13 protein-coding genes, 2 tRNA genes and 1 pseudogene are annotated in these 12,299 nt (G+C 64.3%); 5 read left to right on the top strand and 11 right to left on the bottom strand.

Annotation, left to right across the window (positions count from 1 at the left end; genetic code table 11):
* Positions 1–156 precede the first annotated feature (156 nt).
* From mtnC to KBZ07_RS01620, 4 genes and pseudogenes are all read right to left on the bottom strand, one after another.
* Entirely contained in the window at positions 157–888 is a 732-nt protein-coding gene (gene mtnC / locus KBZ07_RS16415; RefSeq protein ID WP_396123864.1) for an acireductone synthase, read from the bottom strand.
* A gap of 48 nt (positions 889–936) precedes the next feature.
* Positions 937–1,545: pseudogene (gene mtnB, locus KBZ07_RS16410) on the bottom strand (methylthioribulose 1-phosphate dehydratase); the annotation flags it as partial.
* A 17-nt stretch (positions 1,546–1,562) separates the two neighbouring features.
* A complete protein-coding gene (locus KBZ07_RS01625; RefSeq protein WP_254929969.1) occupies positions 1,563–2,408 on the bottom strand; it encodes a DNA-formamidopyrimidine glycosylase in 846 nt (281 codons plus the stop codon).
* A 76-nt stretch (positions 2,409–2,484) separates the two neighbouring features.
* The gene (locus KBZ07_RS01620) at positions 2,485–2,694 is read right to left on the bottom strand and encodes a photosystem I reaction center subunit IV (protein WP_197153511.1); all 210 of its coding nucleotides are present in this window, start codon (positions 2,692–2,694) and stop codon (positions 2,485–2,487) included.
* Between the two features lie 139 nt (positions 2,695–2,833).
* Between KBZ07_RS01620 and KBZ07_RS01615 the strand changes: the two genes are divergently transcribed.
* Together KBZ07_RS01615 and KBZ07_RS01610 are read left to right on the top strand one after the other, a co-directional pair.
* The gene (locus KBZ07_RS01615) at positions 2,834–3,847 is read left to right on the top strand and encodes a hypothetical protein (RefSeq protein WP_254929968.1); all 1,014 of its coding nucleotides are present in this window, start codon (positions 2,834–2,836) and stop codon (positions 3,845–3,847) included.
* Between the two features lie 48 nt (positions 3,848–3,895).
* A complete protein-coding gene (locus KBZ07_RS01610; protein WP_254929974.1) occupies positions 3,896–5,398 on the top strand; it encodes an ATP-dependent DNA helicase RecQ in 1,503 nt (500 codons plus the stop codon).
* 1 nt (position 5,399) lies between these two features.
* Here the strand turns inward: KBZ07_RS01610 and KBZ07_RS01605 are convergent, their stop codons facing one another.
* The 4 genes from KBZ07_RS01605 to KBZ07_RS01590 all read right to left on the bottom strand — a co-directional run bounded on the left by KBZ07_RS01605 (position 5,400) and on the right by KBZ07_RS01590 (position 8,789).
* On the bottom strand, positions 5,400–6,866 hold the full coding sequence (locus KBZ07_RS01605; RefSeq protein WP_254929967.1) for a LysM peptidoglycan-binding domain-containing protein: 1,467 nt from the start codon (positions 6,864–6,866) through the stop codon (positions 5,400–5,402).
* Between the two features lie 102 nt (positions 6,867–6,968).
* A complete protein-coding gene (locus KBZ07_RS01600; protein ID WP_254929966.1) occupies positions 6,969–8,318 on the bottom strand; it encodes an aldehyde dehydrogenase family protein in 1,350 nt (449 codons plus the stop codon).
* Positions 8,319–8,625: 307 nt separating this feature from the next.
* Positions 8,626–8,697, bottom strand: a tRNA-Thr gene (locus tag KBZ07_RS01595).
* A gap of 10 nt (positions 8,698–8,707) precedes the next feature.
* Positions 8,708–8,789, bottom strand: a tRNA-Tyr gene (locus KBZ07_RS01590).
* A 37-nt stretch (positions 8,790–8,826) separates the two neighbouring features.
* Between KBZ07_RS01590 and aroQ the strand changes: the two genes are divergently transcribed.
* The 3 genes from aroQ to KBZ07_RS01575 are packed head-to-tail and all read left to right on the top strand — an operon-like array spanning position 8,827 to position 10,825.
* Entirely contained in the window at positions 8,827–9,267 is a 441-nt protein-coding gene (gene aroQ, locus KBZ07_RS01585; RefSeq protein ID WP_254929965.1) for a type II 3-dehydroquinate dehydratase, read from the top strand.
* Entirely contained in the window at positions 9,267–9,881 is a 615-nt protein-coding gene (locus tag KBZ07_RS01580; RefSeq protein ID WP_254929964.1) for a tRNA-(ms[2]io[6]A)-hydroxylase, read from the top strand. The genes aroQ and KBZ07_RS01580 overlap by 1 nt, the downstream gene beginning before the upstream one ends.
* A gap of 41 nt (positions 9,882–9,922) precedes the next feature.
* Positions 9,923–10,825: a cation diffusion facilitator family transporter gene (locus KBZ07_RS01575; RefSeq protein WP_254929963.1), complete on the top strand. Its 903-nt coding sequence runs from the start codon at positions 9,923–9,925 to the stop codon at positions 10,823–10,825.
* A 15-nt stretch (positions 10,826–10,840) separates the two neighbouring features.
* Here KBZ07_RS01575 and KBZ07_RS16405 read toward each other — a convergent pair whose 3' ends face one another.
* The 3 genes from KBZ07_RS16405 to KBZ07_RS01565 all read right to left on the bottom strand — a co-directional run bounded on the left by KBZ07_RS16405 (position 10,841) and on the right by KBZ07_RS01565 (position 12,242).
* Positions 10,841–11,107, bottom strand: a complete 267-nt coding sequence (locus KBZ07_RS16405; protein WP_396123863.1) for an HD domain-containing protein — start codon at positions 11,105–11,107, stop codon at positions 10,841–10,843.
* Between the two features lie 252 nt (positions 11,108–11,359).
* Positions 11,360–11,635, bottom strand: coding sequence for a hypothetical protein (locus tag KBZ07_RS01570; protein ID WP_254929962.1), 276 nt, complete (start codon positions 11,633–11,635; stop codon positions 11,360–11,362).
* Between the two features lie 46 nt (positions 11,636–11,681).
* The gene (locus KBZ07_RS01565) at positions 11,682–12,242 is read right to left on the bottom strand and encodes an acireductone dioxygenase (RefSeq protein ID WP_254929961.1); all 561 of its coding nucleotides are present in this window, start codon (positions 12,240–12,242) and stop codon (positions 11,682–11,684) included.
* Positions 12,243–12,299: the final 57 nt, after the last annotated feature.

Genomic DNA, 12,299 nt, shown 5'->3' with positions numbered 1-12,299 from the left:
GGCAACGATATTTGGGGGGCAGCCCCCTGAGAAAATAGCTCGATGCCAGGTAAAACTTTCATTCCAATAAAAAGCCACCCCCAGGGGTGGCTTTTTTGTTGATTGGCTGGTTGTACGCTTGGCGCCCTACAGCGTTTGGGTTTCCAGCTCAAAGTGCTAAGCCAACGCACTCAGCTCCAGTTCATCGAAGCTGCTGACCTGCTCAAATTTCCCTGGGTTTTGCTCCGGATTGCCCTCGCGGCAGCTGAAAATCACCTGCATGCCAGTGCTGGCAGCGGCCTGGCACTCCGCTTTGGCATCGCTGATGAACAGCACCTGCTCGGCTGGCACCCCCAGTTGGTTGGCGATGTTGAGGTAACTCGCGGCTTGCTGCTTCGGACCGCTGCGTGTGTCGAACCACCCGCTGAAAAGGGGGCGAAGATCGCCAGCATTGCTGTAGCCGTAGATCAGCTGTTGGGCAGCAACAGAGCCCGATGAATAGACCGCCAGCTGCAGACCAGCGCTGCTCCAGCGCCTCAGGGCCGCTGGCACATCGCCATAAAGGGGACCCCGCAACGCTCCGCTTCGGTAGCCCTGTTCCCAGACCAACCCCTGCAATTCCTTCAGGGGTGTCAATTTTCGGTCTTCCCTAATCAGCCACTTCAGGTATGCCAGGACATCCGCAGGTGCCCTTAGGCGCAGGTCCTGGGCCAGAGGATCCGGGTCCTGCTCCCAGGCCGTCTCAACTGCGGCCACCAGGGCCTGGACCTCAAGATCGCCATGCCGGGCCAACAGCAGGGCTCCCATTTGCTCGGCTGCATAGGGAAATAGCTCCCCGGCCACAAAGCTCACCGGGCAGGTGGTTCCCTCAATGTCCAGCAATACCCAGCGCAAACCACGTCGCTGCAGGCGTCGAGTGCGCGGCGCCAATGTCTGCAGCAGCAGTTGGCGCCAGTGCTGTTCCAGCAGGAATTCCAGAATCTCCAGGTGACGGCGTGCTGTTTCCAGATCCTTCCCCCATGCGTAGAGCCCGTGGCCCGCGATCAGCAGGCCGTAGGGGGCGGCCCCCAGGTGGGGCTCTGCTACTGAGCGCAGGCGTCGCAGATCCTGGTCGTTGTCCAGTACGGGGATAGCCACCCTGCAGGTGTGACTGCTGACCCCCTCCAGCCCTTTGAGCATTTCCAGGTCTTGCAGGCTGAGCTGGGCCACCCCTGCGCCGTGGGGGGCGTAGTGCTGGGAGAGGAGGGTGCTGGCCTGGGAGTGGGTGTGCAAGACCGCGCCGGCCCCGCAGGTTTGAACCAAGGCAAGGTGCAGTTCAGTTTCGGCACTGGAGCGGCCGCTGCCCCGCAGCACCTCGCCCCGCTCGTCCACCACGATCAGCTGTTCCGGTGAGACGGAGCCTTTGTCGACCCCACTGGGGGCCATCAACAACTGCAAGGGCTGCCGTTGCAGAACGCAGCTGAAATTGCCACCGGTTCCCTCACACCACCCTCGGCGGTGGATCGCTGCCATGGCGGCGACCAGCTGCTTCGCCAGCTTGGCGCTGCTGGGAGAGGGAACGGTCACGGGCAACTTCGACTGCCTCAATGCTGGCAGTTGGGGCACCAGTGGGTGCTGCGGCCGGCAAGCTTGTCGCGACGGATCGGGGTGTGGCAGCGGCGGCAGGGTTCGCCCCCCCGCCGATACACCCAGGCCACTCCCCCGTAGTTGCCGTTGGTGCCGCTGAGGTCGCGGAAGTCGCTGAAGGTGGTGCCGCCCGCGCCGATGCTGGTTTCCAGCACCTCCACCAGGGCTTGACGCAGGCTTTCGAGCTGCTTGCCGTTCAGTCGTCCGCTGGGGGTAGTGGGTCTGATCCCCGCTGCAAAGAGGGATTCATCCGCGTAGATATTGCCCACCCCCGCCACCACCGCCTGGTCGAGCAGGGCGTTCTTAATGGGCCGACTGGAGCCCTGCAACCTCTGGCGCAGGTAGGCCGAGCTGAAGGTATCGCTGAAGGGTTCTGGTCCCAACCTGCGCAGGCCGGTGATCACGCCCTCGAGCGGTTCTCCAGGCGGCACCCACCACATCTGGCCGAAGCTGCGGGTGTCGATGAAACGCAATTCCTGGCCGGCGGCGTTGAACAGCTGCACCCTGGTGTGGGCACAGGCTGGCCTGGGCTCCTGGAGCCAGAGAAACTGGCCGGTCATGCGTAGGTGCACGCCCCAGGTTCCGGCGCGCAGGCCATCTCGGCTCAGTTGGCCCATGAGGTATTTCCCCCGCCGTTGCCAGGCCCCCACCGTGGTGCCGATGAGCCCGGCGGCGAAAGCTGTGGGCGTGGCCGGGCTGGCGATCGCCCGTGCCCGGAGCACCTCCACCTGATCGATCGCGAATCCCTGGGTCTGCTGCTCGAGTCCTCGGCGGACGGTTTCGACCTCAGGCAGTTCCGGCATCGGCGCAGGCTGGATGGGCTTAAGAAGCTCGACTCGGCCCAGGGATATGAGCCGGACTCAGGCTTGGTAGCCAGGCTCAGGCCTTGTCGAGTTCTGCTTCGGCGAAGTTGTTGGTGTTGATGCCGCCCTCGGAGCCGCTGAAACCGTTGTAATTCACCTTGTCAAAGCGAACTACCACGGGGTAGCGGATGCCGGAGGTGTCGATCGAAGCGACGGTGCCGACTTCATTGAACCAGTAAGACTCAGGGCGCCTGATGCGCACTTTGTCGCCGCGGGAAATGGCCATCGCTGCGCTTGTAGATCGGGTGGCTACAGATTGAAGATAGCCGCCGCGGCGGGGGGTTCATTTACCGGCGTCACGATTCGTCGCCCTTGCTGGGGGCATCCCGGCCCGTGGCACGATCAGCTCCTCAGCAGCGCGCCCGATGCTCAGCCTGGAGCTGCCCGATCCCGAAAGCGACTCGATCAGCACGATCGAGTTCCTGGCCCGCCTTGAGGAGGCCTGGGCAGTCTGCGATCGATTCGACCTGCAGACCGAGATCTGGCGCGGCCGCATCCTGCGGGCTGTGCGGGATCGCGAAAAGCGTGGCGGCGAGGGGCGCGGCACCGGTTTTCTGCAGTGGTTGCGCGAGCAGGAGATCAGCAAAACGCGGGCTTATGCCCTGATCCAGCTGGCGGAATCGGCCGACGGCCTGGTTGGGGAGGGGTTGCTGGAGGAGGCCAGTGTCAACAATTTTTCGAAGCGGGCCTTTCTGGAAACCGCCCAGGCCGATCCGGAGGTCCAGCTGATGATTGCCGAGGCGGCCAATGAGGGCCAGGAGATCACCCGCAAACAGGTGCGGCGCCTCAGCGATGAGTTCACCGCCGCCACCAGTCCGCTTTTGCCCGAGGAGATCCGCCAGCGCACGGCCGACAATCTCTTGCCGCCCAGGGCAGTGGCTCCCCTGGTGAAGGAGTTGGCCAAGCTGCCCGAAGGGCAGCAGGAGGAGCTGCGTCGGGTGCTGCGGGAGGAGCCCGAGCTAGAGCGGGTGAAGGATGTCACCAGTACGGCCCGCTGGCTCAGCAAGGCAGCGGAAGCTGGCCTGGCGGTGCGGGCCTTCCAGCAGGGGCAGCTGGATTTCGACAAGGCCTTGCAGGAAGCCCAGCGGCTCGACGCCCTGGGCCTGCTGGCCGATGCGGTCGGCCAGGCGCAGGCGCTGGAAAGTGCCGTTTTGAAGTTGCACACCAGTTGGCGGCGGCTCGGCGGGCTGCAGGAGCGTCTTTGGCTGGAGAGCGGCAGCAGCACCCCCCACCTGCGGGAGTTGCTCACGGCCCTGCAGTCGCTCAGCGGCAGCACCCTGCGGGTTTCGCTGGGGGAGTTGGCTGGTGGCAAGCGGGTGCGATTGCAACTGGTGGAGGAATCCCCCGAGCAGTTGGACCCACCCCCAGTTCACCCCTGACCCCGCATCTGGTGGCCGCTAGGGTCGGGGGGCGCTACAGGTAGTTCCATTCGCGAGCCGGATCTGCTGGAGCAGGCCCTGAGTCGCCATTTTGGTTGGTCGGCCTTTCGGCCGGGGCAGCGCCCGGTGGTGGAGGCCCTGTTGAAAGGTCAGGACTGTCTGGCCGTATTGCCCACCGGTGGCGGCAAGTCGCTTTGTTATCAGTTGCCGGCGTTGGTACGCCAGGGGTTGGTGCTGGTGATTTCGCCCCTGGTTGCCCTGATGCAGGACCAGGTGGCCCAGCTGCAGCGACGCGGCATCCCAGCGGCTTGCCTGCATGGGGGACTCTCCTTGCCGGAGCGGCGAGGCCTGTTGGAGCGCCTGCGGGACAACCGCTTGCGCCTGCTCTATCTGGCGCCGGAACGGCTCCAGGCGGAGGCCACCCGCCAGCTGCTGGACGACGTGCTCGATAGCGGCCAGCTGGTGGCTTTGGCGGTGGATGAGGCCCACTGCATCAGTGCCTGGGGCCATGACTTCCGCCCTGACTATCGCCGCCTGGGCCAGTTGCGCGCCCAGTGCCCGGGCGTGCCCCTGGTGGCCCTCACCGCCACCGCCGCACCCCAGGTGCGAGCCGACATCATTCGCCTGCTGCAGCTGCGGCGGCCCTTGATCCAGGTGCGCTCAGCCCGCCGCACCAATCTTGTCTATGGCATGCAGCGCCGGCCCGAGGATGCCCTGCCCCTGGTTTTGGGAGCGATAGGGGCGAGCCGCGGGGCTGTGCTGATCTACGGCCGAACCCGGCGCACGGTGGAGCAGTGGGCCGCCAGGTTGACGGCAGCCGGGGTGGAGGCGATCGCGTATCACGCTGGGATGGATCCGGAAAGTCGCCTGCTGGCCCTGGAGCACTTTCAGCTCCAGCCCTCGCCGGTGCTGGTGGCAACGGTGGCCTTCGGCATGGGTGTGGATCGCCCGGATGTGGGGCTCGTGCTGCATCTCGATCTGCCGGCCAGCGCCGAGGGCTATTTGCAGGAATCGGGGCGGGCGGGGCGCGATGGCTTGCCGGCCCGTTGTCTGGTGCTCTACGACCCGGCCGATCGCACCAGCTTGGGCTGGGCGATTCGGGGGGTGGGTACGCCGCCACCCCAGCAGGATCAGCAGCGCTCGGAGTTGGCCCAGCAGCAGCTGCGGCGGATGGAGGCGGTGGCGGAGGGCGAGGGTTGCCGGGAGCAGGCGCTGCTGCTGGCCATCGGTGAGCTGGCGGCAGTCTGTGGCCGCTGTGACAACTGCCAGGGCTCCCTGGAGCAGCGGGATTGGGCAACGGAGGTGGCCATGGCGCTGGAAGCGCTGGAGGCCCGTAAGGGGCGAGATCTGCGCAGCCTGGCCGAGGAGCTGGCCGCCGCCGCCCCGATCGCGCTCAGGCCCCGGCAGGAGGCCCAGTGGGGCTGGCTGTTGCGGCGGCTTGTGCAGGAGGAATTGCTCAGCGAGAGCAACGACGGCGCCCAGCGCCTCTACCTGCAGGCATCGGGCCGACGCTATCGACGCCAGCCGTGGCCGCTGCATTGGGCCGCCTGACCTAGCTGGATCGGGCCTTGCAGATGTCGGTGATCAGCTGTTTTTCGAAGTCGGTTTGGGGTGAATCCCAGCTCTTCCACTGGCCGGATTGGCTGGTGGCATTGAGCTTGCGGGCCCCGCAATTAACAGCCAGATAGACGGGTTTGCCCTCCCCATTGAGGGTCGGAGCCACAAAGCTGCCGCCCATGGGTTGCCAGTTGGCCCAGTCCACCTGGAGGGGCCCGTAGCTGCGCCAGTCGGGTCCCTTGGGCTTGCTGGCGGCGACTTTGGTCGGAGCAGCGGTGGCCGTTGCAATTTTGGCTGCGGCCGGTTTGACGCTGACCAGGGCCTTCTCAGGGACTGGTTTGGCCTCAGCCACTGGTTTGGTCTCGATCACCGGCTTGGCCTCAGCCACCGGCTTGGCTTTGGCAGGGGGCTTGGCAGCAGTAGTGGCAGCGCTGGCGGGTTGGGCTTGGGCCACTGGTTTGGCTTGGTTCACCGGTTGGGCTTGGGCCACTGCCTGAGCTGGTGATGGCTTGGTGGGGGAACTAGCAGTTGTGGTGGTTGTGGTGGTTGGGGCCGGCGAGGAAGATTCCTTGGCGACGGGTTTGGGGCCGGGTGTGACGGTGGCCGCGGGCTTGGGGGGCAGTTTTGCTGTGGGCTTGGCCTGGGCCACCGGTTTGGCAGTTGGCTTGGCAGTTGGCTTGGCAGTTGGCTTGGCAGTTGGCTTGGCAGTTACCGGTGGGGGAGCCTGCAGTTTCAGGCGGGTGCCGGAGATCACCAGGTCGGGGTCGTCGATCCTGTTGATTGCAATCAGTCGCTCGACGGGAACCCCGTAGTTGTCGGCGATGGTGGATAGGTTCTCACCACTGCGCACCACATGTTCCTTCGTGTTGCGCGGCGCAGGGCCCATGGCTGGGGCAACCGCGGGGGTCGGCCGCCCTGGGATGGCCAGTTGGGTGCCGGCAACCACCAGATTGGGGTTGCTGATCCGGTTGATCTGCATCAGCCGTTCGGTGCTGGTGCCGAAGCGATTGGCGATTTCCGAGAGCGTTTCCCCACTTTTCACCGTGTATCTGGCGGTGGGCAGGGGCTTGGGGGCCGGGGCGGCAGCGGTGTTGCGGGCGCCGGGAATGACAAGCCGTTGACCGGTGATCACCAGGTTTGGGTTGGAGATGCCGTTGGCCTGCATCAGACGGGTGAGGCTGACGCCATTGGCTGCGGCGATGGTCGAGAGGGTGTCGCCTGGGCGCACCGTGACGCTGGAGCCCGCCGAACCGGCCCGGCGGGCTCCTGGCAGCACCAGCTTCTGGCCTGCCACCACCAGGTTTGGGTTGGTAATGCCGTTGGCCTGCATCAGCTGGGTCAGGCTGACCCCATTGCGCTCGGCGATCTCCGAGAGGGTTTCGCCTGGTTTGACCACCACGTCCGTCAGACCAGGCAACGGCAACACCATCGCTAGGGCCAGGGCGACGAGGTATCTACGCATGAACACTACAGATAGCTCCCCGAACGTTAAGGGGCCTGCCTAGGCCGATCCAGTGCCGTTGGCCGATCGGTGCATCAAAGCTGCTGATCGGCCAGGCCTGGATCAGCCCAGCAACCACTTCATTAGGGCCAGTTTCCCTACATAGGGGGGGTATCGGAAGGGCAGATCCAGCCAGAAGGGCCGGCGCAGCACCGCCCGCTGGTGGGAAAAGGTGAGGAAGCCCGCCCTGCCGTGGTAGTTGCCCATGCCACTTTCCCCCACGCCGCCGAAGGGCAGGGCAGCGGCAACCTCCTGCAGCACGACGTCGTTAAAGCAGACGCCGCCGGAGCTGGTGGTGGCGAGGGTGCGCTGTTGGGCGGTGCGGTCGTGGCTGAACAGATAGAGGGCCAGGGGCTTGGGCCTGCTGCGCACCTCGGCCAGGGCTGCCTCCAGGTTGGCCACGCTGAGCACCGGCAGGATTGGACCGAACAGCTCCGCCTGCATCAGCGGATCGTCGCCGCTCTCCACCGCCACCAGGGTGGGTTCAATGCGCCGCCGGGCGGGGTCGCTGCGTCCGCCTGCCAGCACCTGCCCCCGGCTGCGGGCGCCGGCCAGCAGCTCTTCGAGCCGACTGAACTGGGCGTCGTTGACGATGCAGCCCAGATCCACGCTGGCCAGGGGATCGGCGCCGTAGAAGCGAACCCACTCGGCGGCGATGGCCGCCACGAGGCCCCCGACCACCTGGCTGTGCACCAGCAGGTGGTCCGGGGCGATGCAGCTCTGGCCGGCATTAAGCCCCTTGCCCCAGGCGAGGCGCCTGGCGGTGGTGGCGATGTCGGCGTCGGCCAGCACGATCGCCGGGTTTTTGCCCCCCAGCTCCAGGGTGACCGGCGTGAGGTGGCGGGCTGCAGCGGCCAGCACCAGCCGCCCCACCCGGCCCCCGCCGGTGAAGAAGATGTGGTCGAACTGCTGTTCAATTAGATCGGCGGCCACGGCCCCATCACCGCTGACCACCTGCACCACCTCGGCGGAGAAGGCCTGTGGGATGGAGCGGGCCAGCAGCTCGGCGGTGCTTGGCGCGTGTTCGGACGGCTTGAGCACGGCGGTGTTGCCCGCGGCCAGGGCGCTCACCAGCGGCTGCAGGCAGAGCTTGAAGGGGTAGTTCCAGGGCCCGATGATCAGCACGCAGCCCAGGGGTTCGGCCTGTATCCAGGCCTGGCCGGGGCGCAGAATCAGATCGAGGCCGACAGGCCGTGGCCCCATCCAGCCCTTCAGCTTCCGGCCGCAGAGGGCCAGCTCCTGGCGCACCCCCACCAGTTCGAAGTTGGCCTCCAGGGGCGGTTTGCCCAGGTCGGCGGCCAGGGCCTCGAGCACCTCCCCCTCGTGGTCGCGCAGCAGCCCCTCTAGACGATCGAGCTGCTCCAGCCGCCAAGCAAGGCTGCGGCTTAGGCCGGCGGTCACCGGGGCCCGCATGGCGGCAATCTGGGTGGTCAGAAGTGGGTTAGGGGTCATAGGCAACAACAACTATTCCCAGACTGACAACCCCTTGGCATCTACTGCTGCTGCTCAGAGCCAGGCCAGCTCGGGCAGGGCAAGATCGAGGATCAGGGCATCTGGGCGGAGTTTGCGACAGGCTTCAAAGCCGGCACACCCTGCAGCATTTTGCAGAGCAGCTGCAGGAACATGACCTGGTCTTCCACGATCAGGCAGCGGAGGGTCACCCAGGTGAAGCCGATGGTCCAATCTTGCTTGAGGAGCGGTGCCAGCCCCTCTTTTTGTAAGCCCTTGACGAGATTTGAACTCGTGACCTCTCCCTTACCAAGGGAGTGCTCTACCACTGAGCTACAAGGGCATGTGGAAGGTGGGCCGGGTTGGATTTGAACCAACGTAGGCAGAGCCAGCGGATTTACAGTCCGCCCCCATTAACCACTCGGGCACCGACCCGAACCACACCCGAAGAACTTACCAGCCGACCTTCTCCATGCAGCTGCTCGCTCTACACGGTCCCAATCTCAACCTGCTGGGTACCCGCGAGCCGGGTGTTTATGGCAGTCAGACCCTTGATCAGGTCAACTCTGAGCTGGAGAGTCGCGCCCAGGCCCTGGGGGCGACGATCAGCTGCTTTCAGAGCAACCATGAAGGCGCCCTTATGGATCGCATCCACGAGGGCCGCGGCAGCGTGGATGGCATTTTGATCAATGCCGGCGCTTACACCCACAGCTCAATTGCCCTGCGCGATGCCCTGCTGGGGGTGGCGATTCCCTTCGTGGAATTGCACTTGAGCAACACCCACGCCCGCGAGCCATTTCGGCACCATTCCACCCTGGCCGATAAGGCTGTGGGCGTGATCTGTGGCTTTGGGCCGCTCAGCTACACCCTGGCCCTGGAGGGCCTGGTGGCTCACCTGCGAGCCCAGCCTTGATGGCCCGGGTGAAGTGGCTGGCAGCCCCCACCAGCCCCGCCTGGCTGGAGCAGGCGATTGCCCAGCCAGAGCTGCTGTTGATTGACCACGCCCACTGCGAGCGCAAGGCTGCTGGCGTAGCCCTGCAGCTGATGTTCCGTTATCCAAGCGAGGTTGGCTTGGCGGCCGCCCTTAGCCCTCTGGCACGTGAGGAGTTGGAGCACTTCGAGCAGGTGCTGCAGCTGCTGCAACGGCGCGGCGCAGCCCTGCGCCCCTTGCCGGCCCCGGCCTACGGCTCGGCCCTCACGGCCCAGGTGCGCAAGGGCGAACCTCAGCGCATGCTCGATTCTTTTTTGGTGGCTGGCTTGATTGAGGCCCGCAGCCATGAGCGCATGGCCCTGCTGGCGGCCCATAGCACCGATGCCGAGCTGCGGGCGCTGTATGGAGAGCTGCTGGCCAGCGAAGCGCGCCATTTCGGCCTCTACTGGGTGCTCTGCGAAGTGCGCTATGGCCGCCAGGCCACTGTGGAGCGGCTGGAGGAGCTGGCGGCGGCGGAAGTCGCTGCCCTCACAGGCGATCTCGCCTCCGCAGACCAGGTGCGCATGCACTCGGTGGGGATTGATTTGGTGAGCTGACTTCGGCAGACAGCACCGCCCATCTGAATTACAAAAGGCTTATGAGCCATCCAGCGGTGGGCCGCCAGCGGTTGCCACGCCACATCCAGCACGAACATCGAGATGGCAATCCGGCGGCCTTTCGCTGGAGTGTGCTGCTCAACAGCGGCCTCTCCGCTTTGCAGCTGGCCATTGGCATCGGCTTTGGCTCTTTGGCCCTGATCGGCGATGCCCTGCACAACCTCGGCGATGTGGCGGGGTTGCTGCTGGGCTGGGGGGCTGAGCGCCTCAGCGCCCTGCCCGCCAACAGGCAATTCACCTACGGATTTGGCCGCAGCACCCAGCTGGCTTCGATGATCAACGCGGCCTTGATCTTGATGGCATCCGCCGTTGTGATCGTTGAGGGCGTGCAAAGACTGGCCAAGCCGGTGGAGCTAACCCCTGGCCCGGTGGCGGTGGCAGCCCTGTTGGGCATCGCGGTGAACCTGGGCTCGGCCTTTTTGTTTGGCCACAACCACACCCACGATCTCAACCGCCGAGCTGCGGTGGTGCACTTGCTCACCGATGCGGCGGTGAGTGCTGCGGTGCTGGTCAGCGCCCTGTTGATTCAGTTCACCGGCATCCACTGGCTTGATCCCTTCACCGGTATTGGCGTGGGTTTGGCCGTGGCCTGGACCGGCTGGACCCTGCTGCGTCAGTCGGTGCTGGTGAGCCTCGACGGGATCCCGCCAGGCATCGATCGAGACGCGGTGGAACGCACCTTGGCCGAGCTGCCAGGGGTGGCGGCGGTGCATCACATTCATATTTGGGGCATGAGCACCTCCCAAACGGCCCTGATGGCGCACCTCCTGCGCGATCCCCAGCAGGTGGACGACATGGCCCTGCTGCATAGAGCAAAAGCTGAGTTGGCCCAGCTGGGCATCGATCATTCGACCCTGCAGTTAGAGCCTGACCATCTTCATTAAGTACGGAGCTTTAGCTCAGCTGTCTATGAACCGGTCGCGGATGGTGTTGACCTCCCTGAGATGGCACTTCAGGGCCTGAACGCATTCGCTATCTAGCTTGCCAATGTCATGCAATGGCGCAAATAAATAAAGGTGCTCAATATATTCATCGATTAAGTCGTGGCGAGGGGCCAGCTCCCTGGCGATTAGGCGGGAGTAGTGAGCCGTGCGCTCAAGGTGATTGCCGGTTTCAAAGTCGCGAAGGTTGGCAAATTCGCGAGCAACCTGAGTCGATGTAGTGATCGAGCGAGCTAAATTTAATTCGTTTGAGATTGTCAGGCTGACAAGGGTGTTATAAACCTCAAGGCTGCGCTGAACTATTTGCTAAAAGCAGCTGGCTTCAATGAGTCGTAGAAAAGGAAGCCGATAAACCCCTGCCTCTCGTATAGGCGCACGGTGAAGGAGGAGCGGTAGCCCTCGTTCAGGAGTCATTGGGAGTGAGGATTGGCGGGATGCACGACGTCTGCGATTTCATCCAAAATCCGAACGCTACGGCTAGCCGCTGAGGGAAGCACTTTCGGAAAGGCAAAACTCATATCCCGTGATGGCTACGCCCTGGCGAGTGCTATGCACAAAGGTTTTGAGCATGTCATCGCTGGGTTCGTAGAGAGCGCAGGCGACGCGATCTACATCAGGAACCTGCTCCCACAATTGCTTGTGCAGCTGGCGCAGCCTGAAATTGAGGTCATCGCCAACTTGACGGATCAGGCTGGCAGCTTCATTGTTTCTCTCGGGCTCAGTAGGGGCGAGATGGCTGGCGGGGAATGTCATTTCGAGAGAAAAACCTATCTTTTTCTTCTCAGCTCTAATACAATTTTTAAGCGCCTAATTCGTCGAGGCGGGGGTAGTGGTCGGCGATTTGGTCGCCGGTAAATTCGGCCACCCAGCCTGCGGGGTTGTCGAAGAAGCGCAGGGCGCAGAAATGGGGTTCTGGACCCATGTCAAACCAGTGCTTCGTGCCAGCGGGTACGGAAATCCAGTCGCCCGCTTCACAGAGCAGCTGCAGCACCACATCGTCAATGTGCAGGCAGAAAAGGCCACGGCCCTCCACGAAAAAGCGCACCTCGTCTTCGCTGTGGGTGTGCTCGGCCAGAAACTTTTGGCGCAGGGCCTGGCGGTCGGGATGGTTTGGTGTGAGGCGAATCGCATCCACCGTGGGGTAAGAACCGCCGGTCTGCACTCGAGCGATTTCGGTGGCGTAGACGGCCAGAATCGCAGCCGGATCGGCATCCGGGGCCAAACCGCCCTGGACTTGCCAGCGTTCAAAGCCAATGCCCATTGGCGCCAGGGTGGCGGCGATTGTGGCCGGATCACTACTGCTGAGGTTTGGTGAGGCTGAGGCGGCTGGGCCGGTGCCAAATACCTGTAGAAGAGTCATCGGGCCAGATCGCGGTCTTTTACCAGTTTAGAAAGGCAGCAGCAGCAGGCCCGTTGT

The sequence above is a fragment of the Cyanobium sp. BA20m-14 genome (assembly GCF_024346295.1).
The sequence above is the reverse complement of the archived record's forward strand: the minus strand, read 5'-3'. Positions and strand labels throughout refer to the sequence as shown.